This window comes from Pseudomonas sp. ADAK2 TE3594, from assembly GCF_053628675.1.
Genome location: NZ_JBRJGV010000001.1, coordinates 5,034,296 through 5,060,216, shown reverse-complemented (window position 1 = coordinate 5,060,216; position 25,921 = coordinate 5,034,296). Strand labels below are relative to the sequence as shown.

21 protein-coding genes and 4 tRNA genes are annotated in these 25,921 nt (G+C 58.9%); 13 read left to right on the top strand and 12 right to left on the bottom strand.

From position 1 onward, the window contains the following. Positions 1-3 precede the first annotated feature (3 nt). Genes AB7M22_RS22635 through thiO form a run of 4 tightly spaced genes read left to right on the top strand, consistent with a single transcriptional unit; the run spans position 4 to position 5,165 of the window. Complete coding sequence (locus tag AB7M22_RS22635; RefSeq protein WP_454187842.1) at positions 4-483, top strand: pilus assembly PilX family protein; 480 nt, start codon at positions 4-6, stop codon at positions 481-483. Next, positions 470-3,592, top strand: coding sequence for a pilus assembly protein (locus tag AB7M22_RS22630; protein WP_454187841.1), 3,123 nt, complete (start codon positions 470-472; stop codon positions 3,590-3,592). Before AB7M22_RS22635 ends, AB7M22_RS22630 begins: the two co-directional genes overlap by 14 nt. A 14-nt stretch (positions 3,593-3,606) precedes the next feature. Then, entirely contained in the window at positions 3,607-4,008 is a 402-nt protein-coding gene (locus AB7M22_RS22625; RefSeq protein WP_007901909.1) for a type IV pilin protein, read from the top strand. Positions 4,009-4,064: 56 nt separating this feature from the next. Further along, positions 4,065-5,165 (top strand): glycine oxidase ThiO, encoded by a 1,101-nt coding sequence (gene thiO, locus AB7M22_RS22620; protein WP_454187840.1) that lies wholly within the window; start codon positions 4,065-4,067, stop codon positions 5,163-5,165. A 127-nt stretch (positions 5,166-5,292) separates the two neighbouring features. On the opposite strand, the gene AB7M22_RS22615 is transcribed toward thiO, so the two are convergent. The 4 genes from AB7M22_RS22615 to AB7M22_RS22600 form a co-directional block, all read right to left on the bottom strand. Beyond that, complete coding sequence (locus AB7M22_RS22615) at positions 5,293-6,633, bottom strand: sigma-54-dependent transcriptional regulator (RefSeq protein WP_454187839.1); 1,341 nt, start codon at positions 6,631-6,633, stop codon at positions 5,293-5,295. Positions 6,634-6,635: 2 nt separating this feature from the next. Continuing rightward, positions 6,636-8,225: a sensor histidine kinase gene (locus AB7M22_RS22610; protein WP_454188848.1), complete on the bottom strand. Its 1,590-nt coding sequence runs from the start codon at positions 8,223-8,225 to the stop codon at positions 6,636-6,638. After that, on the bottom strand, positions 8,215-8,448 hold the full coding sequence (locus tag AB7M22_RS22605) for a PP0621 family protein (RefSeq protein WP_454187838.1): 234 nt from the start codon (positions 8,446-8,448) through the stop codon (positions 8,215-8,217). Before AB7M22_RS22605 ends, AB7M22_RS22610 begins: the two co-directional genes overlap by 11 nt. A 137-nt stretch (positions 8,449-8,585) precedes the next feature. Next, on the bottom strand, positions 8,586-9,608 hold the full coding sequence (locus tag AB7M22_RS22600) for an outer membrane protein assembly factor BamD (RefSeq protein ID WP_454187837.1): 1,023 nt from the start codon (positions 9,606-9,608) through the stop codon (positions 8,586-8,588). Between the two features lie 151 nt (positions 9,609-9,759). On the opposite strand from AB7M22_RS22600, the gene rluD reads away from it, so the two are divergent. The 8 genes from rluD to AB7M22_RS22560 all read left to right on the top strand — a co-directional run bounded on the left by rluD (position 9,760) and on the right by AB7M22_RS22560 (position 16,645). Next, positions 9,760-10,722, top strand: coding sequence for a 23S rRNA pseudouridine(1911/1915/1917) synthase RluD (gene rluD / locus AB7M22_RS22595; RefSeq protein ID WP_007901932.1), 963 nt, complete (start codon positions 9,760-9,762; stop codon positions 10,720-10,722). Next, entirely contained in the window at positions 10,719-11,444 is a 726-nt protein-coding gene (pgeF, locus tag AB7M22_RS22590) for a peptidoglycan editing factor PgeF (RefSeq protein WP_454187836.1), read from the top strand. Before rluD ends, pgeF begins: the two co-directional genes overlap by 4 nt. Positions 11,445-11,573: 129 nt before the next feature. After that, positions 11,574-14,138 carry an ATP-dependent chaperone ClpB gene (gene clpB, locus AB7M22_RS22585; RefSeq protein ID WP_008008713.1) on the top strand — a complete coding sequence of 855 codons (2,565 nt, stop codon included), beginning with the start codon at positions 11,574-11,576 and terminating at the stop codon, positions 14,136-14,138. 299 nt (positions 14,139-14,437) lie between these two features. After that, positions 14,438-14,513 (top strand) — tRNA-Asn (locus AB7M22_RS22580). Positions 14,514-14,522: 9 nt separating this feature from the next. Continuing rightward, a tRNA-Pro gene (locus tag AB7M22_RS22575) sits at positions 14,523-14,599 on the top strand. Positions 14,600-14,604: 5 nt separating this feature from the next. Next, positions 14,605-14,680: transfer RNA gene (locus AB7M22_RS22570), tRNA-Lys, on the top strand. Positions 14,681-14,775: 95 nt separating this feature from the next. Next, positions 14,776-14,852, top strand: a tRNA-Pro gene (locus AB7M22_RS22565). A gap of 167 nt (positions 14,853-15,019) precedes the next feature. Beyond that, a complete protein-coding gene (locus AB7M22_RS22560; RefSeq protein WP_454187835.1) occupies positions 15,020-16,645 on the top strand; it encodes a methyl-accepting chemotaxis protein in 1,626 nt (541 codons plus the stop codon). A 60-nt stretch (positions 16,646-16,705) separates the two neighbouring features. Here the strand turns inward: AB7M22_RS22560 and AB7M22_RS22555 are convergent, their stop codons facing one another. The 8 genes from AB7M22_RS22555 to ppk2 all read right to left on the bottom strand — a co-directional run bounded on the left by AB7M22_RS22555 (position 16,706) and on the right by ppk2 (position 24,144). Next, on the bottom strand, positions 16,706-17,107 hold the full coding sequence (locus AB7M22_RS22555) for an HvfA family oxazolone/thioamide-modified RiPP metallophore (RefSeq protein ID WP_008008715.1): 402 nt from the start codon (positions 17,105-17,107) through the stop codon (positions 16,706-16,708). Positions 17,108-17,448: 341 nt separating this feature from the next. Then, complete coding sequence (locus tag AB7M22_RS22550) at positions 17,449-18,747, bottom strand: NAD(P)/FAD-dependent oxidoreductase (protein WP_454187834.1); 1,299 nt, start codon at positions 18,745-18,747, stop codon at positions 17,449-17,451. 60 nt (positions 18,748-18,807) lie between these two features. Further along, positions 18,808-18,981, bottom strand: a complete 174-nt coding sequence (locus tag AB7M22_RS22545; protein WP_454187833.1) for a DUF3094 domain-containing protein — start codon at positions 18,979-18,981, stop codon at positions 18,808-18,810. Positions 18,982-19,134: 153 nt separating this feature from the next. Continuing rightward, positions 19,135-19,761 (bottom strand): DUF1780 domain-containing protein, encoded by a 627-nt coding sequence (locus AB7M22_RS22540; protein WP_454187832.1) that lies wholly within the window; start codon positions 19,759-19,761, stop codon positions 19,135-19,137. 89 nt (positions 19,762-19,850) lie between these two features. Further along, positions 19,851-20,294, bottom strand: a complete 444-nt coding sequence (locus AB7M22_RS22535) for an ion channel (protein WP_454187831.1) — start codon at positions 20,292-20,294, stop codon at positions 19,851-19,853. 22 nt (positions 20,295-20,316) lie between these two features. Then, the gene (locus tag AB7M22_RS22530) at positions 20,317-21,417 is read right to left on the bottom strand and encodes an AI-2E family transporter (protein WP_454187830.1); all 1,101 of its coding nucleotides are present in this window, start codon (positions 21,415-21,417) and stop codon (positions 20,317-20,319) included. Positions 21,418-21,491: 74 nt separating this feature from the next. Further along, the gene (locus tag AB7M22_RS22525; protein ID WP_454187829.1) at positions 21,492-23,270 is read right to left on the bottom strand and encodes a SulP family inorganic anion transporter; all 1,779 of its coding nucleotides are present in this window, start codon (positions 23,268-23,270) and stop codon (positions 21,492-21,494) included. 49 nt (positions 23,271-23,319) lie between these two features. Continuing rightward, positions 23,320-24,144, bottom strand: coding sequence for a polyphosphate kinase 2 (ppk2, locus tag AB7M22_RS22520; RefSeq protein ID WP_454187828.1), 825 nt, complete (start codon positions 24,142-24,144; stop codon positions 23,320-23,322). Between the two features lie 342 nt (positions 24,145-24,486). Here ppk2 and AB7M22_RS22515 point away from each other — a divergent pair, with 342 nt between their 5' ends. Next, on the top strand, positions 24,487-25,830 hold the full coding sequence (locus tag AB7M22_RS22515) for an aromatic acid/H+ symport family MFS transporter (protein WP_454187827.1): 1,344 nt from the start codon (positions 24,487-24,489) through the stop codon (positions 25,828-25,830). Positions 25,831-25,921: the final 91 nt, after the last annotated feature.

Below are 25,921 nucleotides of genomic sequence, written 5' to 3'. Positions count from 1 at the left end.
CTGATGAGCATTGCTCCAATGACCCCTCACGCCCAGCGCGGCATGGCGCTGTTGGTCAGCCTGGTGTTTCTCCTGGTGCTGACGTTGATCGGGCTTTCATCAATGCAGAGCGCCACGTTGCAGGAAAAAATGGCCGGCAGCGTGATCCTGCGTAATCAGTCGTTCCAGGGCGCGGAAGCGGCGTTGCGCGTCGGCGAAAGTGCGGTGCAACTCAATACCTACTCATTGCCGGTCTGCAGCGGTACCAGCCAATGCGCGCCGCCGGCCGAAGCGTTGGTCATTACCGCCGTCGGGTTCAACTCCACCTCGGGGGTGACCTGGATCGCCTCCGGCAGCGGCTTTTACGGGGTGCAGAACATCGGCACCACCCTGACGGCCGTGAACGTACCGAGCAACACGTCGGCAACGCTGTACCGGGTGACCGCCGTGGGCATCGCGGGCAATTCGCGCAGTGTGGTGGAGAGTATCTATGCGAAGTACTGAGGCCCGCACAGGCTGGCGTCGTTGGTTGTTGCAGTTGTTCTGCGGCGCGGCGTTGAGCCTTTATCTGGCCGCGCCGACTTACGCCTTCACGCCCTCGGATTCGCCGCTGTTGAACGCCGCCGCCGTGGCCCCCAATGTGATGCTGTTACTCGATGACTCCGGGAATATGAACAGCATTATCTGGGCGGCAGGCTTCGACCCGACGATCGCGCGTACTCAGGTGACCATTTGCCTCTCGAATGGTACGTGCTTGAAAGGCCGGGAACTTGACATGACCGACAACAAAATTGCCCTGTCGAGTTTGACTCACGGGACATGTTCGAAGGAGGGATGGTACGGTTTTTATAAAAACAGTCTTCTCGGTCTGGAGTCGCTTTGCCTGAAGCTTCCCGATCCGGTGGGGAGCGAAGACACGCTTTATACGGCGAATTACCTGTCCTACCTGATAAGCCTGGCCAACAATTCCGACCGGGATTTCACCGATGGCTCGATCCCCAATGATTACCGGATGAATGTGGCGCGCAACGTTTCCAAGGCGTTGGTGGCCAGCAACCGCTCCCTGCGTATCGGCCTGGCGACGTTCAACCTGGCGGTCGGAAACCATAAGGATGACGGCGGTTACATCGTCCGTTCGGTCAGTGATTTGTCGGCAGTCAGCGGCGCCGTGACTCAGGCTCAGGCCGATACCAACTACAACGAGTTGATTGAAGGAATCGACGAACTGAGCGCGCAGGCCAATAGCCCCTTGGCTGAAGCCTATTACGAGATCACCCGCTATTTCCGTGGCATGGCGCCGTACAACAACTCGACTCCCACCACCTATACCAGCCCGATTCAGTATCGCTGCCAGAGAAATTACGGGGTGGTGATCACCGGTGGTCTGCCAACCTACGACCGAACTTTTCCGACTGACGATCCACTCGGTGGCAGCGCATTACCGAACTGGGACGGTATCAGCAGTAACGATGGCGCCAACCGTTTTGGCGACAACGAGGGCGATACCCTGTTCCTGGATGACATCGCCAAGTTCGCCTTCGACATCGACATGCGCTCCACGGGGACTGATGCTACGGGCAAAAGCTGGAATGCCCTGGATTTTCCCCGGCAGAACATGAATACCTATACCGTGGGTTTCACCGCGGCAAACCAGATGTTGGCGGACGCTGCGACCTACGGACAGGGAAGGTACTACCAGGCGACTGATGGCACGGGACTGAACAGTGCACTTTCTTCGGCTTTGAGCGACATCACCTCCAAGGCCGGATCAGGTGGCAGCGGCGTTACCAGCGGCACGACCCTGACCAGCAACTCAGCCTACTTCCAGACCACCTACGACCCCAAGGACTGGCGCGGCACCATCAAGTCTTTTGGCTTCACCTCGGCGGGCGCGGTGAACACGGCCGCGGTGTTGTGGACGACCGATACCACTATTGTGCCCGGTGCTACCGCGCCGACCTACCAGTCCTGGAATACCCTGACCAACGCCGTCGTTACCCTGGCCTACAGCAATTTCTCCCCACCCCAGCAGACCTCCCTCAGCCAGAGCCTGCCCACTGGTATCACCGGCAGCGATCTGGTGGAGTGGGCCAAGGGCACCAACAAAACCGGGTTGAGAACGCGCAGTGTGTTGCTCGGCGATATCATCAATTCGCCTCTCGTACTGGCCGCGCCCACGGACCAGACCGCATCCGATCTAGTGGGTGATACCACCTACAGCACCTACCTCGCCACCAAAGCCGCCAACATGAACTCCAGCCTGGTGGTGAACGCCAACGACGGTTTTGTAAACGTCATCAACTCGACCAATGGTGTCAGACGCTACGGCTATATGCCCTCCAGTGTGCTGCCGTCATTGCGCTACATCTCTGACTCCACTTACATCAATGGTGTGAGCCACAAATATCTGGTCGACGGTCAAGTCGGCGTGTTCGATGCCCAACTCAACAGCGCCTGGAAAACCCTGGCGATTGGTGGAACAGGGGCGGGCGGCAAAACCTTCTATGCGCTGCAACTGTTCGACGCCTCGGCCGGTAACGTGATTAACGCGTTGTGGGAAATCAGTGCGCCGACCACAGCCAGTACGGCGAACGTTTTCAATGATCTGGGTTATGCCTATGCGCGCCCCGAAGTGGCACGCTTGGCCGATGGTCGCTGGGCCGCGTTTATCTCCAACGGTTATGGCAGCAACTCCGGGGTGGCAGCGCTGTATGTGGTGGATATCCGCGACGGCTCGCTGATCAAGAAAATCGTGGTCGACAGTACAGAAACCACCAACGGCCTGTCGTCGGTGAAGCTCAGGGTCAACTCGCTGAATGTGGTGCAGGCCGCCTATGGGGGCGACCTGAAAGGGCGGTTGTGGAAGTTTGATTTGAGCGGCACCACCACCGATACCTGGGGTGTGGCGTTTTCCGGCAAGCCGTTGTTCACCACGGCGGGCGGCGCGACTCAGCCGATCACGGTACAACCGCTGCTCGCCGATCATGCATCGGGCGGCAAGCAAGTGTTTTTCGGCACCGGCAAACTCAATGAGAGCGCCGACAAGACCAACAAGGATCTACAGGCGTTCTATGCGGTATGGGATGCGGAGGGTGGCGCGGGGCAAATCACCACTTCCAGCTTGCAGGCGCAGGTGGTGACTGGCGTGTTCTCTGGCAGCAGCGGGCAATTCATCACCACCAGCCAGAATGAGGTGACCTACCCGGCAAAGAAAGGCTGGTACTTGCCGCTGGTCTACAACAACGTACTGGCGGGGGAGCGGGTGATCAATCAGGCCAGTCTCGTGGCAGGGCGAATCGTTTTTACCACGGCCAGTATGGATACCGTTGACCCCTGTGCCGGCTTCGGCTCCGGCAAATTGGTCGAACTCGATGCGTTCAGCGGTAAGATGCTCAACTATGCGGTGCTCGACACCAATGCTGACGGGGTGGTCGACAGCACTGACACGATTTCCAGCGGGGTGATCTTCACCGGTGGGATCCCGACCCTGAATGCGGTCGTCAATGACGCATCCCGCAAGATTGTGAACGACTCCGGTGGTGGCGTGACCACTCTGGTGGAAAAATCCGGTGGCGGCAGCGGCCGCCGCATCATGTGGCGACAAATACAGTAAGTGAGAGTTGAGGCATGCGCAGATCCAACCGAGGTTTTACCCTGATCGAAATCATGATCGTGATAGCGATCATCGGGATCGTCATCACCATTGGCTATCCGAGTCTCACCGAGTATGTAAAAAAGGGCCGCCGTACTGAAGTGGCGGGTCTGCTTTCCGAGCAGGCACAGATCCTGGAACGCTTCTATTCGAAGAATAATGTGTACACCAATGCCACCGGCCTGAGTGCCGGCAATGATTTCTATACCATCACCCCGACCCTGACCGATCAGACTTTCCTGCTGACGGCAACACGCAAGGCCGGTTCGACCATGGCGAGCGACAAGTGCGGTAATTTCACGCTGACCAATACTGGCGTTCGGGGCATGGTCAATGCAACGTCCGGCCTGACCACCAAGGATTGCTGGGGTCGCTGAGTTTATTTTTCAGGCGCCCTTTGCGCCTTCTGTCTATTGAACGGTTGGATCAGAGCATGAGCAGGCAACAGCAAGTGGTGATTGTCGGCGGCGGGGTGATTGGCCTGCTGACGGCGTTCAATCTCGCGTCCGAAGTGCAGAGCGTCGTGTTGCTGGATCGCTCGAATGTCGGTCAGGAGTCATCCTGGGCCGGCGGCGGGATCGTCTCGCCGCTCTACCCCTGGCGCTACAGCCCGGCGGTCACTGCGTTGGCTCATTGGTCCCAGGATTTTTATCCACAGCTGGCGGAACGCCTGTTCACCGCCACGGGTGTCGATCCTGAAGTTCACACCACCGGGTTGTACTGGCTGGACCTGGATGACGAAGCCGAAGCGCTCGACTGGGCCAAACGGGAAAATCGTCCGCTGCGGGCTGTGGATATCTCTGCGGCACACGATGCGGTGCCGGTATTGGGCGCCGGTTTTTCGCGGGCGATCTATATGGCCGATGTGGCCAATGTGCGTAATCCACGGCTGGTGAAATCCCTCAAGGCTGCGTTGCTGGCGCTGCCGAACGTGACGATTCATGAGCAGTGCGAAGTCAGCGGGTTTATCCGTGAAGGTGCTGCGGTGGTCGGGGTACAGACCTCGATGGGGGCCATTGCAGGTGATCAGGTGGTTTTGACGGCCGGCGCCTGGAGCGGCGACTTGCTGAAAAGCCTGGGCCTGGAACTGCCGGTCGAGCCGGTCAAAGGTCAGATGATTCTCTACAAGTGCGCGGCGGACTTCCTTCCGAGCATGGTCCTGGCCAAGGGGCGCTATGCCATTCCTCGGCGCGACGGACACATTCTGATCGGCAGTACGCTGGAGCATGAAGGCTTCGACAAGACACCGACCGACACTGCGCTGGAAAGCCTGAAGGCCTCGGCGGTGGAGTTGATCCCGGCGCTGGCGGAAGCCGAGGTGGTGGGGCATTGGGCCGGGCTGCGGCCGGGGTCGCCGGAAGGGATCCCCTATATTGGCCGGGTGCCGGGGTTTGACGGGCTCTGGCTCAACTGCGGGCATTACCGCAATGGCTTGGTGCTGGCGCCGGCCTCGTGTCAATTGTTTGCGGATGTGATGCTGGGCAGGGCGCCGATTATCGACCCTGCACCGTATGCACCGGCCGGGCGTATTTGACCGCATGATTTTTGTTGTCGGTCAGATCGCCTTCGCGGGCAAGCCTCGCTCCTACAGGTTTGAGTCGATCAATAAGTTTGCAAACGACATCAATCTGTAGGAGCGAGACTTGCCCGCGAAGAGGCCCTCAATCCAACCCCAACTTCTTGAGCCTGTAACGCATCGACCGAAACGACAGATTCAACCGCTGAGCCGCCGCTGTGCGGTTCCAGCGGGTTTCTTCCAGGGCCTGGAGGATGAGTTTGCGTTCGACATTTTCCAGATAGGCTTCCAGGTTGTCGATTTGCGTGAGGTCCGGCACGTCGCCGTCCGGGTTGCAGTTACCTTCGGCCAGGCGCAGGTCGCTGGCTTCGATCTGTTTGTTCTCGCATAAGGTGTGCGCTCGCTCAAGCATGTTCTCCAATTCCCGCACGTTTCCTGGAAAACGATAGCTTTTCAGTGCGTCGAGAGCTTGCGGGTGGAGTTTTGCAGCGGGTTGGCCAGTGCCGGTCGCCAGTCGCTTGAGCATATTGTTGGCCAGAAGCTCAATGTCGTCGCGGCGTTCGCGCAAGGGCGGCACCCGCAGCTCGATCACGTTCAGACGGTAGTACAAGTCCTGGCGAAAGCGTTCGGCGGCGACTTCGGTATCGAGGTCTTTGTGGGTGGCGCAGAGTATGCGCACATCGACCACGGTTTCCTGCTGCCCACCAATGCTGCGAACGGCTTTCTCCTGAATGGCCCGCAAAAGTTTGACCTGCATCGCCAGCGGCAGGTCTGCCACCTCATCGAGGAATAAAGTGCCGCCCTGGGCAGCCTGGAACAGCCCGGGTTTGTCTTCGATGGCGCCGCTGAAACTGCCTTTGCGATGGCCAAAAAATTCGCTTTCCATCAATTCAGACGGAATCGCCCCACAGTTCACCGGCACGAATGGGCGGGTGGCGCGTGGGCCTTGATCGTGGATCAGTCGAGCGACCAGCTCCTTGCCGCTGCCGGACTCGCCGCTGATGTACACCGGAGCCTGGCTGCGGGCCAGTTTGTCGATTTGTTTACGCAGGCTGCGCATTGGCAGTGAGTCGCCCAGCAGGCGACGGTCGATGGTACTGCTGGCGCCGCCTGGCGCAGGCAAACTCAGCGCGCTGGTGACCAGTTCGCGCAGGCGGGTGAGGTCGACCGGTTTGGTCAGGAAATCGAAGGCGCCAGCCTTGAGGGCGTTGATTGCCGTCTCCAGGCTGCCGTAGGCAGTGATCATTGCCACCGGCACTTGCGCATAGCGCTGCTGGATGTGCTGCACCAGCGCCAGGCCGGTGCCGTCGGGCAGGCGCATGTCGGTCAGGCACAGGTCGAATGTCTCCCGTGCCAGCAGTGCTTGCGCTTCGGCGAGATTGCGCGCACTGAAAGTGTCGAGTTTCATCCGTCCCAGGGTGATTTCCAGGAGTTCGCGGATATCCGGCTCGTCGTCGACGATCAGGATTTTTTGCCGGGGGCTCATGTTCAACTTTGTTTCCGTCCGTGAGCAAAAGTGATGCGAAAGCAGCCGCCGCCTTGGCGTGGTTTGAAGTCTAGGCGGGCCTGATTGCTTTCGCACAGCTCACGGGACAGATAAAGCCCCAGGCCAGTACCCTGGCTGCTGGTGGTGAAGAACGGTTCGAACAAGTGCGAACGCTGGTTCGGCGCCACGCCGGGGCCATCGTCCAGGACTTCAAGGGTCGGCAACTGGCTCTCCGGGTCGAGGTACAACTCAAGCCAGGCCTGAGCCTGAGCGTGCTTCAGCGCGCTATGGCGCCAGGCGTTGCGCAGCAGATTGTCGAGAATCTGGGTCAGCTGATTCGGATCCATCAGGGTTTTGAAGTTCCCCGAACCGATGCTCAGGTGAATTTGCTGACGTTCGGTCGCCCCTTCGCGCGTTTCAGCGACAAAGTGCTCCAGCCACGGCCGTAGATCCAGCCGTTGCGGAACGGTTTGCTGGCGACGGGACAGTTGCAGGACGTTTTCGATTACCCGATTCATTCGCTGAGAGTGGTCTTGAATAATCTGTGTCAGACGCCGATCCGCGCCGTTCAGTTCCTCGGATTCCTGTAGTAACTGGGCGGCATGACTAATGGCACCCAGTGGATTACGGATCTCATGGGCAATACCGGCAGTCAGGCGACCGAGGGCGGCGAGTTTAAGTTGCTGGGCCTGTTGGGCGATTTGGGCGAGGTCTTCGAGAAAAACCAGCGTCTGGTGGTGCGGGCTTTGGTCCAGGGCAATAAAGCTTGGTTGCAGCTCCAACCCATTGCTGGCGATTTTCAAGCTTTGCGGGCGCAAAGTCGGGTTGTTGAGCCACAGTTGGAGCCTTTCGACCAATGGTATCGAATAGTCGTCGATCAACTGGCCATCGAGTTTTTCCTGCCCCAGCAAGGTCAAGGCGCTGTGATTGGCCAGTTGCACACGCCGTTGGTCGTCGAGCACCAGAATGCCCGTGCGCATGCGTTGCAGGATCAGTGCGTTGAGGGCTTCGAGGCCGAGCACTTCGCTGGCCCGTTGCTCGGCCAGGGTTTCGCTGACTTCCAGCCTTCGGATCAAGCCTTGCACCAACAATGCTGCGGCAAAACACAGGGCGCCGAGCGTGCCGATTTGCAGGTAATCGTTGGGGCTGGTGGGGTGGCTGAAGCTCAGAAGGAAGCTCAAACCCACGATGCCGAGGGCGCCAACGGCTGCAATCAGCAGGCCGATGCGCCCGCGCAGCAGGGTGTTGCTGATGACCACTGACACGATCAACAGGTTGCCAATGGCGCTGGGCATGCCGCCAGCGGCATAGAACAGGCCGCATAGCAGCAGGACATCGACCAGCGCCAGGCTGAATAACTGTGCCGGGCGCCGGGTGTTCCCCTGAAAGACCACCAGCAGGATATTCAGCACCAGGTACAGCCAGCTGCCGTTACGCAGCAAGTCGTCATTGGCGAACGTCAGCAACTGGTTGTCCATGTTGCTGGAGATCAACAGCACCAAGGTGATGCCGATGCTTAAACGGTAGAGGTGATAGAGGCGCAGCAATCGCTGGGCCTGTTTGTTGCCGGGACTGGAGGCCTCAGCGACCACTGGAGCCCGGGCCTTGCTCAAGGTGAGCCTGGCTGCAATACCACTGTTGTTGAAGGCTCAGCGCGCGGTCGCGGGGCAGGTGTACGCCGCAATGAGCACAGCGGACCATGGGGGGAGCATCTTGCTCGCGCGGCGTGTTGGCGCCCGAAGCAGGGCTCTTGAACTTGCGCCAGAACCATACCGCAGCGGCAATCAGAGCGATCCAGAACAATAAACGAAGCATGGTGAGCTGCTTTTTGACTAGTGAATTGGCAGTTTAGCCAAGGACGGGTCAGGCGCACAGCGCAATACGCCCGCCCCTGAAATCCGGTAATAAAAAAGGCGCCTCGAAAGGCGCCTTCTCGGCATAACACCCCAGCGTCAGTCGAACACGCCGAAGGTCATGTAGCTGAACCACGAGCGGTCAGTATTGTTGGCTTCAGACTCGTGCTGCTCTTCTTCGATCACATCGCCGTTTTCATCTTTAGGCTTGAGCTCGTTCGGAATCGCGTCCTTGGCATCCTGGAACTGCTTCTGCACGTCCTGGTTGGCGCGGGTTTCACCCGGTGGCAGCGGCGGACGGGATTCGATCAGGCCCAGGGTGGCCTTGCTCAGCCACGAACGGTTGTCGGCTTCGTCCTTCGAGGGCACGAACTGACCGTCCACCAGGCTTGGGTGGTTCGGGTAGTTGAGCTTCAGGGTTTCGAGGCTGGTCGCGGCCAGTTCGTCCAGGTGCAGACGCTGGTAGGCTTCAGTCATCACCGCCAGGCCGTCACCGACCGAAGGGGTTTCCTGGAAGTTTTCCACCACATAACGACCACGGTTCGCGGCGGCGACATAGGCCTGACGGGTCAGGTAATAGTCGGCAACGTGAATCTCGTAGGCCGCCAGCAGATTGCGCAGGTAGATCATGCGCTGCTTGGCGTCCGGCGAGTAGCGGCTGTTCGGGAAGCGGCTGGTCAGCTGCGCGAACTCGTTGTAGGAGTCGCGAGCGGCGCCCGGGTCACGCTTGGTCATGTCCAACGGCAGAAAACGCGACAACAGGCCGACGTCCTGGTCGAAAGAGGTCAGACCCTTGAGGTAGTAGGCGTAATCCACGTTCGGGTGCTGCGGGTGCAGACGAATGAAACGCTCGGCGGCGGACTTGGCAGCCTCAGGCTCGGTGTTCTTGTAGTTGGCGTAGATGAGCTCGAGTTGAGCCTGATCGGCGTAGCGACCGAACGGATAACGCGACTCCAGCGCCTTCAGCTTGGCTGTGGCGGCGGTGTAGCTATTGTTGTCCAGATCGTGCTGAGCCTGCTGGTACAGCTCGACTTCGCTCAGGTTTTCGTCTACGACTTCCTTCGATGAGCAAGCAGCGGTCAATGCGAGGATGGCGATCAGCAGCAGGTGTTTCACTTGCATGGCGGCTTGCGTCCCTATGACGGCCGCTGTCTTGGGCGGGGCCGTCCTGTTATGATGAGTGCCCCGTTGAAAAGCCTCGGGGCAAAAGACGCCGTATTTAACCACAAGCGCGCAGCCGAAACCAAAGGCTGTGCCGACGCCTAGTCTGAGCATGTCCGATAAAATTGAACTTCGCGCAGAGGTGCCGTCCGAATTGGGCGGCCAACGCCTCGATCAAGTCGCCGCACAATTATTCGCTGAGCACTCGCGCTCGCGCCTTTCCGCCTGGATCAAAGACGGCCGCCTGACTGTGGATGGGGCGGTTATCCGCCCGCGAGACATCGTTCACGGTGGCGCCATTCTTGAGCTGACTGCCGAGCAGGAAGCTCAGGGCGAATGGATCGCTCAAGACATCGAGCTGGACATCGTCTATGAAGACGACGACATCCTGGTGATCAACAAGCCTGCGGGCCTGGTGGTGCATCCGGCTGCCGGCCACGCTGATGGCACCTTGCTCAACGCCTTGCTGCACCACGTGCCGGACATCATCAATGTGCCCCGCGCCGGTATCGTGCATCGCCTGGACAAGGACACCACCGGTTTGATGGTGGTGGCCAAGACCATTCAGGCGCAGACACAGCTTGTCACGCAATTGCAGAGCCGCAGCGTAAGCCGGATCTACGAGTGCATCGTGATCGGTGTCGTGACAGCCGGCGGCAAGATCAACGCGCCGATCGGTCGCCATGGCCAGCAACGCCAGCGCATGGCCGTGATGGAAGGTGGCAAGCAAGCCGTCAGCCATTACCGCGTGCTCGAGCGTTTCCGCTCCCACACTCACGTGCGGGTGAAGCTGGAAACCGGTCGTACGCACCAGATTCGTGTGCACATGGCGCACATCAACTACCCGCTGGTCGGAGATCCTGCCTATGGCGGTCGTTTCCGAATTCCGCCGGCCGCCAGTGTGACCATGGTCGAATCCCTGAAGAACTTCCCGCGTCAGGCGCTGCATGCGCGCTTCCTGGAGCTGGATCATCCGACCACCGGTAAACGCATGAGCTGGGAATCGCCACTGCCGGACGACTTTGTCTGGTTGTTGTCGCTGCTCAAGCAAGACCGCGAGGCGTTCATCGGATGAGTGACTGGCTGATTCCCGACTGGCCTGCGCCTGCCGGGGTGAAAGCCTGCGTTACCACCCGTGCGGGCGGCGTCAGTCTGGCGCCGTTCGACAGCCTCAACCTGGGCGATCATGTCGATGACAGCCCCGAAGCTGTCGCCGAGAACCGTCGTCGCCTTACCGATCATTTCTCTATTCAACCAGCCTGGTTAAAGCAGGTTCACGGCATTGTCGTGGCCCAAGCGGATCCAGGCCTGGTAGCCACCGCTGACGCCAGCTGGACGGCTACACCCGGTATCGCTTGCACCGCGATGACCGCCGACTGCCTCCCGGCGCTGTTTTGCGACCGTGCCGGCACCCGCGTCGCTGCCGCCCATGCCGGTTGGCGCGGGTTGGCGGCGGGTGTACTGGAAGCGACACTCGACAGTCTGGCCGTGCCACCTGAAGACGTGCTGGTCTGGCTTGGCCCGGCCATTGGCCCACAAGCCTTTGAAGTCGGCCCGGAAGTGCGCGAAACCTTCGTCGAGCAATTGCCCGAAGCCGCCAAAGCTTTTGTGCCGAGCCAGAATGCCGGCAAGTTCATGGCCGACATCTATGAACTGGCGCGTTTACGTCTGGCCGCTCGCGGGGTTACCGCTGTTTATGGTGGCGGTTTCTGCACCGTGACCGATCCTCGCTTCTTTTCTTACCGCCGTAGTCCACGCACCGGCCGGTTTGCCTCCTTGGTCTGGCTTGAACGCTAGACTTCTCTGATCTGCATCAACATCACGACGCTTGAATCTCCCAGAATCGACCGCATCTATAGCGGTATCTGGCAGGTTTCTTCATTCAGGATGTTTATAGGTCCGACCTGCTCAAAAGGAAGGTGACCCATGCGTATAGACCGTTTAACCAGCAAGTTGCAGTTAGCCTTGTCCGACGCCCAATCCCTGGCCGTCGGCCTCGATCATCCGGCCATTGAGCCGGCGCATTTGATGCAGGCCATGCTTGAACAGCAGGGTGGTTCGATCAAACCCCTGCTGATGCAAGTGGGTTTTGACGTCAACAGCTTGCGCAAAGAGCTGACCAAAGCACTCGATCAGCTGCCAAAAATCCAGAATCCGACTGGCGATGTAAACATGTCGCAGGATCTGGCGCGTCTGCTCAATCAGGCTGATCGCCTGGCCCAGCAGAAGGGCGACCAATTCATCTCCAGCGAACTGGTGCTGCTCGCCGCCATGGACGAGAACAGCAAACTCGGCAAATTGTTGCTGGGCCAGGGCGTGAGCAAGAAAGCCCTGGAAAATGCGATCAACAACCTGCGCGGTGGTGAGGCAGTCAATGATGCCAATCACGAAGAATCACGTCAGGCGCTCGACAAGTACACCATCGACCTGACCAAGCGCGCCGAAGAGGGCAAGCTCGATCCGGTGATCGGCCGTGACGACGAAATTCGTCGCACCATTCAGGTCCTGCAACGCCGCACCAAGAACAACCCGGTACTGATCGGTGAGCCTGGCGTGGGTAAAACCGCCATCGCCGAAGGCCTGGCCCAGCGCATCATCAACGGCGAAGTGCCGGATGGCCTGAGAGGCAAGCGTCTGTTGTCTCTGGACATGGGGGCGCTGATTGCCGGTGCGAAATACCGCGGCGAGTTCGAAGAACGCCTCAAATCCCTGCTCAATGAACTGTCGAAGCAGGAAGGGCAGATCATTCTGTTCATCGACGAACTGCACACCATGGTCGGCGCCGGCAAGGGCGAAGGCTCGATGGATGCCGGTAACATGCTCAAGCCTGCATTGGCTCGTGGTGAATTGCACTGCGTCGGCGCGACCACGCTCAACGAGTACCGCCAATATATAGAGAAGGACGCGGCCCTCGAGCGGCGCTTCCAGAAAGTCTTGGTGGATGAGCCGAGCGAAGAAGACACCATTGCCATCCTGCGTGGCCTGAAAGAGCGTTACGAGGTTCACCACAAGGTGGCGATCACTGACGGCGCGATCATCGCCGCGGCCAAGCTCAGTCATCGCTACATCACTGATCGTCAGCTGCCGGACAAAGCCATCGACCTGATCGACGAAGCCGCCAGCCGCATCCGCATGGAGATCGACTCCAAGCCGGAAGTGCTGGACCGCCTGGAGCGTCGCCTGATTCAGCTGAAGGTGGAATCCCAGGCGCTGAAGAAAGAAAGCGATGACGCGGCGAAGAAGCGTCTGGAAAAGCTGCAGGAAGAAATCGTTCGTCACGAGCGTGAGTACTCGGACCTCGAAGAAATCTGGAACTCGGAAAAAGCCGAAGTCCAGGGTTCGGCACAGATCCAGCAGAAAATCGAACAGTCCCGTCAGGAACTGGAAGCCGCGCGCCGTAAGGGCGACCTGAATCGCATGGCCGAGTTGCAATACGGGGTGATCCCGGACTTGGAGCGCAGCCTGCAAATGGTCGATCAGCACGGCAAAAGCGAAAACCAGTTGCTGCGCAGCAAGGTGACCGAAGAAGAGATCGCCGAAGTTGTGTCGAAGTGGACCGGCATCCCCGTGGCGAAAATGCTCGAGGGCGAGCGCGAAAAACTGATGAAGATGGAAAGCCTGTTGCACCAGCGTGTGATCGGTCAGGACGAAGCGGTGATCGCTGTCTCCAACGCGGTGCGGCGTTCCCGCGCCGGGTTGTCCGACCCGAATCGCCCGAGCGGTTCGTTCATGTTCCTCGGCCCGACCGGCGTCGGCAAAACCGAGCTGTGCAAGGCGCTGGCCGAGTTCCTGTTCGATACCGAAGAGGCGATGGTGCGGATCGACATGTCCGAGTTCATGGAGAAACATTCCGTGGCTCGACTGATCGGTGCGCCACCGGGCTACGTGGGCTATGAAGAGGGCGGTTACCTGACCGAGGCGGTGCGTCGCAAGCCTTATTCGGTGATCCTCCTGGACGAGGTCGAGAAGGCCCACCCGGACGTGTTCAACATTTTGCTGCAAGTGCTTGAAGATGGCCGTTTGACCGATAGCCATGGCCGCACGGTGGATTTCAAGAATACTGTGATCGTCATGACCTCCAACCTTGGCTCAGTGCAGATCCAGGAGCTGGTAGGGGATCGCGAAGCGCAGCGCGCGGCAGTGATGGATGCGATTTCCACGCACTTCCGGCCGGAGTTCATCAACCGGGTCGACGAAGTGGTGATTTTCGAGCCGTTGGCTCGGGATCAGATCGCCGGTATTACCGAGATCCAGTTGGGTCGCCTGCGTAGCCGCCTGACCGAGCGCGAGCTGAAGCTTGAGCTGAGTCCGGAAGCGATGGATAAGCTGATCGCTGTCGGTTACGACCCGGTGTACGGCGCACGACCGCTCAAACGGGCGATCCAGCGCTGGATCGAGAACCCGCTGGCACAGCTGATTCTGTCGGGTCGATTCATGCCCGGCGATACCGCCAAAGGTGTCGTGGAGAACGACGAAATCGTTTTCGTCTGACGCTCGGCGGCAGTGCAGTAAAAGGAGGCCTCGCATTGCGAGGCCTTTTTTTCGCCAGGCTGTTGAACTCAAAGGAAAAGGCTTGTAAAGTGCGCCCCGCAGTAAGTCACCCCGAGGGGTTTCTGCTCCCCAAGCAGGAATCTGAAATAAGTTGCAAATCATTAACTTGAAAGCAATTTAGGGGGTTGACAGAGGTGCTTAAGATTGTAGAATAGCGCGCCTCAGACACACGAACGCAGCGATGCGAACGGGTCGAAGAGGTGAAGCAAGCTTCACAGTTGTAAATTGAAATATGTAGTTCCGTGATAGCTCAGTCGGTAGAGCAAATGACTGTTAATCATTGGGTCCCAGGTTCGAGTCCTGGTCACGGAGCCAATTTCAAACCGGGGTATAGCGCAGTCCGGTAGCGCGCCTGCTTTGGGAGCAGGATGTCAGGAGTTCGAATCCCCTTACCCCGACCATTTTTGGGTCGTTAGCTCAGTTGGTAGAGCAGTTGGCTTTTAACCAATTGGTCGTAGGTTCGAATCCCACACGACCCACCATTTTTGAAACCAGTTAACGCTGGGATCAGATCTTAAGATCAGACGCCAAAAGCTCTGTTCGCAGAAGGCGCCTTTCAAAGGTGCCTTTTTTTTACCGGGGTATAGCGCAGTCCGGTAGCGCGCCTGCTTTGGGAGCAGGATGTCAGGAGTTCGAATCCCCTTACCCCGACCATATTAAAAATCCTCGTATCGAAAGATACGGGGATTTTTTTTGTCTTCGATTTTTTGTCTTCGAGAAATAACACTTCAGTCATCGTACAACTTGCCGATAACGAGGCGACGGGGTACTGCCGAAACAACGCCCCTTATCCAAGCCACTACAAGAAAAGGGCGTTCGTTATGGTGCTTCGACAGTTGAATATCGCTCCTCGGGCAGCCTTGGGGTTTGCCCTGATCGCCGTATTGGTCGCTTTGCTCGGGATTTTTGCCCTGGGGCAGATGTCGAGTATTCGCGACAGCGAGGTGGCGGTGGAGAAACAATGGTTGCCGAGCATTCGCGGCGGTGACGAGATCCGCGAAATCATGCTGCGCATCCGTACCATTTCCCTGCGCATGGCCCTGGATCAGGATCCGAAAAACATCCCTGTCTACCGCGGCCAGATGGACACTCGCGACAAAGAGTTGAGCGAGAAGATTGCGGCGTATGACAGGCTGGTCAACACAGTCGAAGGCAAAGCCTTGTATGACCAGTTCAAAACCACCTTCGCGGCTTATCGTTCCGGTATTGCTCAATCGTTCTCCCTGGCCGAACAGGGACGCCGCGACGAATTGACCAAACTGCTGCTGATCGACATGAAAACCGTGGTCGATGGCTCGGGTAAACAGCTAAATGACCTGGCGGATCTGTTCGCCAAACAAGTCGCCGCCGAGAGCGAGAAATCTGCAGAGCATTACGAAACATCGAGGATGATCGTCAGCCTGTTTATCGCCTTGGCGGGATTGGCCACCGTCGGTCTGGCCATGCTGCTGACCCGCAGCATCGTCAAACCTTTGAGCGACGCGTTGCATACCGCAGAAAACGTGGCGCGAGGCGATCTGACTCGCCCCATCGAAACCCATGGCAACGATGAAGTGAGCCGCTTGCTCAAGGCGTTGGCGACCATGCAACACAACCTGCGTGAAACCTTGCAGGGCATCAGCGGTTCGGCGGCGCAACTGGCGACGGCGGCCGATGAATTGAACGCGGTCACCCTCGACAGCACGCAGAACCTGCAACAGCAGAACAACGAGATTGAGCAAGCCGCGACGGCCGTTACCGAAATGACCACTGCGGTGGAGGAGGTCGCGCGCAACGCGGTGTCTACTTCCGACGCCACACGCCAATCCAGTGAATCGGCGCACGTTGGTCAAGCGCGGGTCAGCGAAACCGTCAGTGCCATCAGCGCTCTCGCCAGCGATGTGCAAACGACGGGCGGGTTGGTGCAATCGCTGGCCAACCAGTCGCAGGACATTGGCAAGGTGCTGGATGTGATTCGGGCCATTGCTGAACAGACCAACTTGCTGGCCCTCAACGCTGCCATCGAAGCGGCGCGCGCTGGTGAAAGCGGTCGAGGTTTCGCTGTAGTCGCCGACGAAGTGCGGGCTCTGGCTTACCGCACGCAGCAATCGACCCAGGAAATCGAGCAAATGGTTCAGGGCATGCGCACCGGTTCAACACAGGCGCTGGACTCCATGCACGCCAGTTCCTCGCGCGCGGCCAGTACATTGGCCTTGGCGGAGCGAGCGGGCGAGGCGTTGCAGACCATTACTGAGTCGGTCCACCAGATTCACGAGCGCAATCTGGTGATTGCCAGCGCCGCCGAAGAGCAGGCACAAGTGGCGCGTGAGGTCGATCGCAATCTGGTGAACATTCGCGATTTGTCGGTGCGCTCCGCCGCCGGCGCCGATCAGACCAGCGCCTCAAGTCATGAGCTTTCACAGCTGGCCAATTCATTGCGAACCATGGTGCAGCGCTTCCAGGTGTAAATCCGCCAGACGAAAAAACCGCGCTTCCCGAAGGTAAAGCGCGGTTTGGTTCTCGCAAGCTTAGGCGCCGTCTTGGTCTTTCAAGTGCTCAAACAGGCCTTTTGGCATTTTCTTGCCATTGGCTTCGAAGTTGGCTTTTACGTTGTCGTAAGCCTCTTGCTCGTCGATGAAGCCGTCATGGTTGGTGTCGATCTTGTCAAAATTGGACTTCGGCGCGACTTTCAGGAATTCGGCACGGGATACTTTGCCGTCGCTATCCGAATCGGTTTTCGCCATCGAGGCATCGCCGCACTTGCCTTCGCCACATTTGCCTTCGGGCGTTTTCACGACCTGTTCCGCCGAGGCCAGCAGGTAGCCTTGAGTCAGCGGCTGCGAAGCGAAGACAGAACCGGACAACATCATGCCTCCGGCCAGGACGGCGCCGAGCAGGCCAACGGTGTTTTTGTTGAGAGTACGGGACATTACAAATCTCCTGGGTTGCACGACACAACCGCTCGATAAAGGACGCCACGTGAGTGTGGCGATGACCGACGCAGGCAGTGCCTTGCTCGGGTGTGGCCATTTAGCGGGCGTGGTGTATCGCTACTGTGTCGCGCAAGGGGGGGCTTTGTAAGCGAAGGGGATGAAACGGCGGGGAGATACAGTGAGACACACAAGTGTTCGCAGGTTCGACCGAGGCGCCTGCATCGCGGGCAAGCCACGCTCCCACAAGATCGTTATTGGTCGCACATTTTGTGTACGACACAGATCCACTGTAGGAGCGAGGCTTGCCCGCGAAGAGGCCCTAAGTAACTCCGAAAATCTTAATGCAGCTTCAGCCGCGGTTCAGTCCCGCGCCCAATCTTGCTACCGAGCATCAACATCGCCGTACGGAACGCGCCATACAACGCCATCTGGTGCATGCGATACAGCGACACGTAAAACATCCGCGCCAGCCAGCCCTCGAGCATCACGCTGCCGGTCAGGTTGCCCATCAAGTTACCCACAGCCGAAAAACGCGACAGCGAAATCAGCGAACCATAGTCGGTGTATTTGTATTCCGGCAGGGCTTTGCCTTCGATCCGCAGTTTCAGCGATTTGGCCAGCAACGAAGCCTGCTGGTGCGCAGCCTGGGCGCGCGGCGGCACATTGCGATCAGTGCCCGGTTGTGGGCAGGCCGCGCAGTCACCGAAGGCGAAGATGTTCTCGTCGCGGGTGGTTTGCAGGGTCGGCAACACTTGCAGCTGGTTGATGCGGTTGGTTTCCAGGCTATCGATGTCCTTGAGGAAACCCGGCGCACGAATCCCGGCGGCCCAGACTTTCAGGCTGGCGTTGATCACTTGGCCATCGGCGGTAATCAGGCTGTCTGCCGTCACTTCGCTGACTGCCGCATTGGTCATGACGTTGACCCCGAGTTTCTCCAGGGTTTTATGCACAGGGCCGCCGATCCGTTCCGGCAGGGCTGGCAGCACCCGCGGTCCGGCTTCGATCAGGGTGATGTGCATGTTTTCCGGTTTGATCCGGTCCAGGCCGTAGGCCGCGAGTTCATGGGCGGCGTTGTGCAGTTCCGCGGCCAGTTCGACCCCGGTGGCACCGGCGCCGACGATGGCCACGCTGATCTGTTGCACCGCGTCGGTTTGCCCGGCGTGGGCGCGCAGGTAGTGATTGAGCAGTTGCTGATGGAAGCGCTCGGCCTGTTTGCGGGTGTCGAGGAACAGACAGTGCTGCGCCGCGCCTTGAGTGCCGAAGTCGTTGGTGGTGCTGCCGACGGCAATCACCAGCGAGTCGTAAGGTACTTCGCGCGCCGGCACCAGCTCCAGGCCTGCCTCGTCGTAGGTGGCGGCCAGCTGGATTTTCTTCTGTGCGCGATCGAGCCCGCTCATGCGCCCCAGCTGGAACTCGAAGTGGTTCCATTTTGCCTGGGCAACATAGTTGAGTTCGTCTTCGGAAGAGTTCAGGGAACCTGCCGCCACTTCGTGCAACAGCGGTTTCCAGATGTGGGTCAGGTTCGCGTCGACCAGCATCACACTGGCCGTGCCGCGCTTGCCCAGAGTCTTACCCAGACGGGTAGCCAACTCCAGACCGCCGGCGCCGCCGCCAACGATGACAATACGATGAGTCATGGGGATATCTCGCAAGGCTAAAAGAAATCGGTGCAATTACCCGAGCGAGCGCGATGCAGCTCATAGCGTCAGGTAACTGATAAGTCGGCTCAACAGGCCTAAACCCATGGTCACTGCCAACACCAGCACCAGGAGCATCCACGGCCGGAAAGGCTTGCGCTCGACTTGGTGCTGGGACAGGTTCAGGTACTCTTCGACATGCTTCTGGTCGTCGGGGTTCAGGCGGCTGGTCATAAAGGCCTCGTCAGGTAGACGTTGCTGAATGTGTAGACGCTACAGCGCGCAGCGATGTTGCGAACTATCCGGTATGGAACGGAGCATAGTTGCTGGCGGGAATGGCGAATCATTCCACTTTGTAACATTCGGCGACCAACTCCTGCAACGGACTCACAGGCTGATCCCGACATCGAAGACGATGCTGCGCCCCAGGTTGTTGCGCAGGAAGTCCGGGGCCTCCGGGTGTGCGAACAACACTCGGGCGAAGGTCGGGCCGACCAGCGACAACGAGCGCCAGCCCTGACGCAGGTACTCGGTGGGCGGTGGAAAGTGGCTGTTGAGGTCCAGCACTTCGCGCTTGAGGCTGGCGAAGGCAATGATGTCCAGATCCCCCAGGTCCATGCCGCGCTCTTTGTAGTTGTGGGCTTTTTTGCGCAAGGTCGGCGCCAGTCTCAGCAGAAATTCATTGGCCGGGATGCGCCGGGGCTTGGCCTCGCGGCGCACTAGCTGGCTCAGGGAAAACGCGCTGCGCCGACGTTGCAACTCGTCGCGCCATTCGTCGTTGAGGCGCCGGCCTTCGTCGAGCACGAAAAACACCTCGAAATTCGCGTCGCGGAACAACACGTCCGGCGGCTCCCCGGCGGGGGCAAATTCGTCGGCGCGATAGGGAATGTTCAGGCCTTGCAGCAGGCGCTGGCAAACCCAACGCTCACGCTCCCATTTGCGGGCATTGGAGAGGAACGTGTTGGCTTGCTCGGCCGCAATGGTCAGCAGGCGTAAATAATCTGAATCATCCATAGGCCCAAGCTTAGCGTTCAAATGTGATCTGAATAATAAGTCTGTCGCGATTTCTTCAGACAGAGTCTTACCCGTTTTTTCTGGCATGCCTATGGGTGTTCACGCTTTAGCCTGTCCATGTTGTGCTTTATGACCTCCATCACTGCAGCGGTCATCACCGAGGTGGAGACACCAAACATCAGGATTCCGTTGGCTGCCTCCAATGGGCCAAGCAGACGCCAGCGTGAGGACATGATGATGTCGCCGTAGCCTAGGGTGGCGAAGTTGACCGCCGAGTGATACAGCGCGGTGGCGAATTCGTCGAACTCATCGAGCAGCATGAACAGCGTGGCCCAGATGGCGATCTGCACGAAATTACTCAGCAACATCAGCAGCATCACCATCGACAACAACAGGATATTCAGCCATTGCGATTCAGCGGGTTGGGCATGCCTGAAATGCACGTAATGACGCAGACATATGGTCACGAAAATGGCTTGCATTAGCAGGCAGAACACCATCACGGGAAGGCCGGCCAGTAGATTCAACAGCATGGGGATATCCTCTGCCGCCGTGTCAGGTCTGTCCCTGGTTGTCTGGCCCGGGTTCTTGTACTTGATCCACCCATTCCCAGAACAGCTGATAGCCGACCGCAAGTATCACAGGGCCGATAAACAGGCCGAGGATACCGCTCGTGACCATGCCGCCCAAGGCTCCGATCAGCACCACAGGCATCGGTACATCGACACCACGCCCGAGCAGCAGCGGTTTGAGGACGTTATCGACCAATCCTGCGATGAAGACATAAATGGCAAACACAATGGTCGCCGTACTGGCACCTTCGTTCATGAAAACAAAGACGATGACCGGCAGGGTAATCAGGGTGGCCGGTAATTGCATGATGCCAAGCAGCAGCACCCCCAAGGCGAGAAGGCCGGCGCCGGGGACGCCCATGAACACAAAGCCGATGCCCACCAACAGCATCTGGATGAAGGCGATACCGACCACCCCCAACGCCACTGCCCGGATGGTCGCGGTGCACAGATCGGCGATTTTCGGCCCGTTGATCGGACCGCTGAAGCGCGAAACGATTTGCACCGCGCTGCGGTGGCCGCTTTCTCCATACGCTAAGAAAATACCGGCAATAATCAGGGCGACGATGAATAAAAGGAGCCCCATGCCGACACCCGCAAGCTTGCTCAGCAGGGAGAGGCTGACACCTTTGATCTGCGGCATGAACTTGTGTGCCAGATCGGGCAGGTCAGTGGTGGCTTGCGCCCATAAATTATAAAGAGGTTCTCCCACCAGTGGCCAGCTGGCGACCGCAGCGGACGGTGGCGGAATATGAAAACTGTCGGTTTTGACCATGGTCATGACCCTCTCCACGGAATCCGCAATCGAGGCTCCCAACAAGTAAATAGGCACCATAAGAATACTGATGACGATCAATACGATCAGCGTCGCGGTGATCCCGTCTTTATTCCCCAGCTTGCTTTTGAACCTGATTTGCAAAGGGTAGAGGGTGATTGCCAGGATCACCGACCACAGCATCAGGTCGAGGAATGGGCTGAATATCTGAAAGCAGAACATCACCAGAACGGCAATCACTCCGGCACGAATCAGTACATCGAGCAGGTCTCGGGAAAAAAACTTTTCGAGCATGGGCGTGGGAACCATTGATTGCCTCCTTTAGAGAGTGGCAAAGGCAGATAACATTGATGAAGACCGTCGCTGAGTGTTTCCGCTGCCACTCAGTGATCCTGGTTCTCCCAGTCCACCGGATGAATCATCAGATAGCTGTCGACTGCAGTGCCTATTGTTGGAAAGAACGCCGTTTCGCCAAGTCGCGCGAAAAGCCCGAATCGCTTCAGCTTGTCCTTGACCGGGTCCTTCATCTCGGCCACGCACAACTTGATGCCCGCTGCGTGCAAGGTTTCGTCCAGCTCCGCCAACATGTCGGCAGAGGTCACGTCCACGCTGGTGACGGGCTCCGCCGCAACGACCAACCAGCGTACTGGCGTAGGCGATGCCGCCACTGCGTCGAGCACTCGGTCGTGGAACAACTCGGCGTTGGCGAAAAACAACGGCGCATCCCAGCGAAACAGCACCAGGCCGGGGACAAGGCGCGCGTCGGGATAGCGCTTGATGTCGTGATAACCCTTGACCCCTTCCGCGCGCCCCAGCACTGCGGAGTAAGGGCGCCAGCCATCCCACAGGAATTCGATGACGGCGATCACGATGGCCAGGCCGATGCCTTCAATCGCGCCCAGCACGGCCACGCCGACGGTGCAGACGATCGACAGCCAGAACTCCCAACGCTGGATTCGATAAATTCGTCGCAGGTCGGTGACCTCGATCAGGCCGATGGCGGAGGCGATCACCACCGCAGCCAGTGCGCTGGTGGGTAAATCCTTCAACAGATCCGGCGCCACCACCAGCAGTAAGGCAACCGCAAGCGCGCCGATGACTCCGGTCAGCTGGGTTTTGGCACCTGCGGCCTCGGCCACGGGCGTACGTGACGAACTGCTGCTGATCGCAAAGCCCTGAAAAAATCCGGCGGCCAGGTTGGCGACGCCGAGGCCCACCATTTCCTGGTTCGGGTCCACATAGGTACGGGTCCGTGCCGCATAGACACGCGAGAGCACGCTGGTATCGGCGAACGAAACCAGGGCAACGGCGCAACCGCCGATCAGGACGGGGACAATATCGGCGCTAGTGATCCAGGGGATGGCGAACGCAGGCAAGCCTTGTGGAAGCGAGCCGAGGACCGATATGCCAGTGCGCGCGGCAAGGTCCAGCACAGCGACGGCGACGGTCGCTCCCGCCACGGCGATCAGAATGCCCGGTACGCGCTTGTTGCCCTTGAGCAGCAAAATCACGACCAAGGTGGCTGCGCCGACCATGAAGGCGGTCCAGTTGGTTTTCCCCTCCATTATCGCCGTAGCGATCGCCCACAGGTTTCTCAGCGGGCCGTCGGATTCAATCGAAAAACCGAAAAACTTGGGCAGTTGGCTGATCAATACCGTCAGTGCGATCCCGTTCATGTACCCGTAGCGGATCGGTTTGGAAAGAAGCTCCGTGACAAAGCCCAGGCGCGCTATGCCGGCCAGGATGCACACCACCCCTGATACGATGGCCATCATGCTCGCAAGGGCGATGGCACGATGCGGATCGCCGCCGGACAGTGGCAGGATGACGGCGAGGATGACGGCAGCCAGCGAGGAATCCGGCCCCAGCACCAGAATCCGGCTGGGGCCGAACAGCGCATACGCGAGTAGCGGAACAATGGTCGCGTAAAGGCCATAGATGCCGGGTACGCCCGATGCCACTGCGTAGGCGATGCCGACAGGCACCAGCATCGTGGTCAGCACCAGTCCGGCCACGAGGTCGTGCCTCAACCAGGCTATCTTGTATCCGCGCAGCGTGCGTAGTCCCGGCAGCCAGCGACTCCAACCGGTGTTGCCGCCGGTATCCCGATGGGCAATCCGCCCCGGTTCCGGGGCGGGAGGCGAAGCATCCGAATGGCTCATAGGACTGTGGCCCTTTGGTGTACAGCGCAGATCCGCTTGAACGTGCCGGTCAGAATTTTTCCGGGATTCGCCGCAACGGATAATCCGGTTCACGATAGCCGCCGGATTTCTGCCGTTTGGGCAAAATCACCTTCTCGCGCGGTACATTCTTGTACGGAATACGGCTGAGCAAATCAGAGATGATGTTGAGGCGGGCCCGCTTCTTGTCGTTCGAGTTGGCCACAAGCCAGGGAGCATGATCGGTGTCGGTCGCCTTGAACATGTCGTCACGTGCGCGTGAGTAGTCATACCAGCGGCTGTATGATTTGAGATCCATGGGCGTCAGTTTCCAGGTTTTGCGGCCATCCTTGATCCGTGCCCCGAGCCGGCGGGTCTGCTCCTCTTCGCTGACTTCCAGCCAATACTTGAACAGCATGACGCCGGAGTCGACCATCATGCGTTCCATCAAGGGGGCCAGGGCCAGGAAACGGGTCACCTGCTCATCGGTACAAAATCCCATCACACGCTCGACCCCTGCGCGGTTGTACCAACTGCGATCGAAGATCACCACTTCGCCAGCCGCGGGCATGTGCGCCAGGTAGCGCTGTATATACATCTGGCTCTTCTCGCGATCGGTCGGTGCAGGTAGTGCCACTACCCGAAAGACACGCGGGCTCACCCTCTCGGTGAGCGCCTTGATCGTCCCACCCTTGCCGGCGCCATCCCGCCCTTCGAAGACGATACAGATCTTGATGCCCTTTTCTTTCACCCATTCCTGCAACTTGACCAGCTCGACATGCAGTCGGCGTAACTGCTCAAGATAGTCTTTGTTCTTCAGTTTCAAGGGTTCAGCGGAGTTGCCTTTAACAGGGGTTTTCTTCTTGTCCTTTGCCATGACCCAAGCCTCACCTTTGCCAGTCGCTGACTACCGATAGATGGACCCTGCAGGTGCAGCTATCAGCTTGCAGATCGCGCATTGCTTCGAGCAAACCTGGCGTCAGTCGTGGACGGCCCCTCTGCTCTTGACGTTTAACTCCATCACCAACCGCGTGAGTCTAGTCCATGAATCAACCCTCTACAGGGTTGCTACAGGGCATTGCACAAAACGGATAGCGATCTGCGCAAAGCGGCTATTGCCCCGTGCCCGGCGTCTCTACCCTCGGCTGTACGGACGTTAGCCGCGTTACCGACTCTTAGTTACCGACTCTAAAAAAAACAACAACAAGAGATAGATGCCATGCGCAAGATCAACGTACATGAGGTTATCGACAACGCTCGATTCAACCGTTTTCACTGGATGGTGCTGTTCTGGTGCGCCCTGATCATCATCTTCGACGGATACGATTTGGTGATCTACGGCGTGGTGTTGCCGATGCTGATGAAAGAGTGGGGGCTCAGTCCCCTGCAAGCCGGCGCGCTGGGAAGTTATGCACTGTTCGGGATGATGTTCGGCGCGCTGTTTTTCGGCCCGCTGTCGGACAAGATCGGCCGCAAAAAAGCCATCACCCTGTGCGTGATGCTCTTCAGCGGTTTTACCGTGCTCAATGGTTTTGCCCGTAACCCCACCGAGTTTGGCCTCTGCCGGTTCGTTGCCGGGCTGGGCATTGGCGGGGTGATGCCTAACGTTGTGGCGCTGATGAACGAGTACGCGCCGAAGAAAATCCGCAGCACGCTGGTGGCGATCATGTTCAGCGGCTACTCGGTGGGCGGCATGCTCTCGGCGGGGCTCGGCATCGTGCTGATTCCCAGTTTCGGCTGGCAGTCAGTGTTTTACGTGGCGGTGATGCCGTTGCTGTTGTTGCCGTTGATCATGTACTTCCTGCCCGAATCAGTGGGTTTCATGCTGCGTCAGGGGCGCGATGAAGAGGCGCGCAACATCCTGGAGCGGATTGACCCGGCTTACGTTGCACACACCGGCGATCAATTGCACATGAGCGAAGTGAAGGGCACTGGCACCCCGGTGTTGCAACTGTTCCGCGAGGGCCGTGCGCTGCGCACGCTGATGCTGTGGCTGGCATTTTTCTGCTGCTTGCTGATGGTCTACGCCTTGAGTTCCTGGCTGCCGAAACTGATGGCCAATGCCGGTTACAGCCTGGGCTCGAGTCTGTCGTTCCTGCTGGTGCTCAACTTCGGCGCCATTTTTGGCGCGGTCGGCGGTGGCGTACTCGGCGATAAGCTCAATCTGCCGCGTGTGTTGGCAGTGTTCTTCGTCGTTGCTGCGGCATCGATCACTTTACTCGGCTTCAACAGTCCGATGCCGGTGTTGTACCTGCTGATCGCCCTTGCCGGCGCTACCACCATAGGCTCGCAGATTCTGTTGTACGCCTGCGCCGCGCAGTTCTACTCCATGACCATCCGCTCCACTGGTTTGGGCTGGGCGTCGGGCATCGGCCGCAACGGCGCCATCGTCGGTCCGCTGCTGGGCGGTGCCTTGTTGGGGATCAGCCTGCCGCTGCAACTGAACTTCATGGCGTTTGCCTTGCCCGGTGCGGTGGCCGCCCTCGCCATGACCGTGTTCGCCATCTGCAGTCAGCGCAGCGCCAAAGGTGCCACCCAGACGCTGGCGCCGACCAGCGCCTGAACCCGGCAGTGGCGGCACGGCGTCATGCCGTGTCGCCTTGCCTGGTCACCCACACGATTTTTTCCGAACAAGAGCGGCCGGGCCCTGTGCC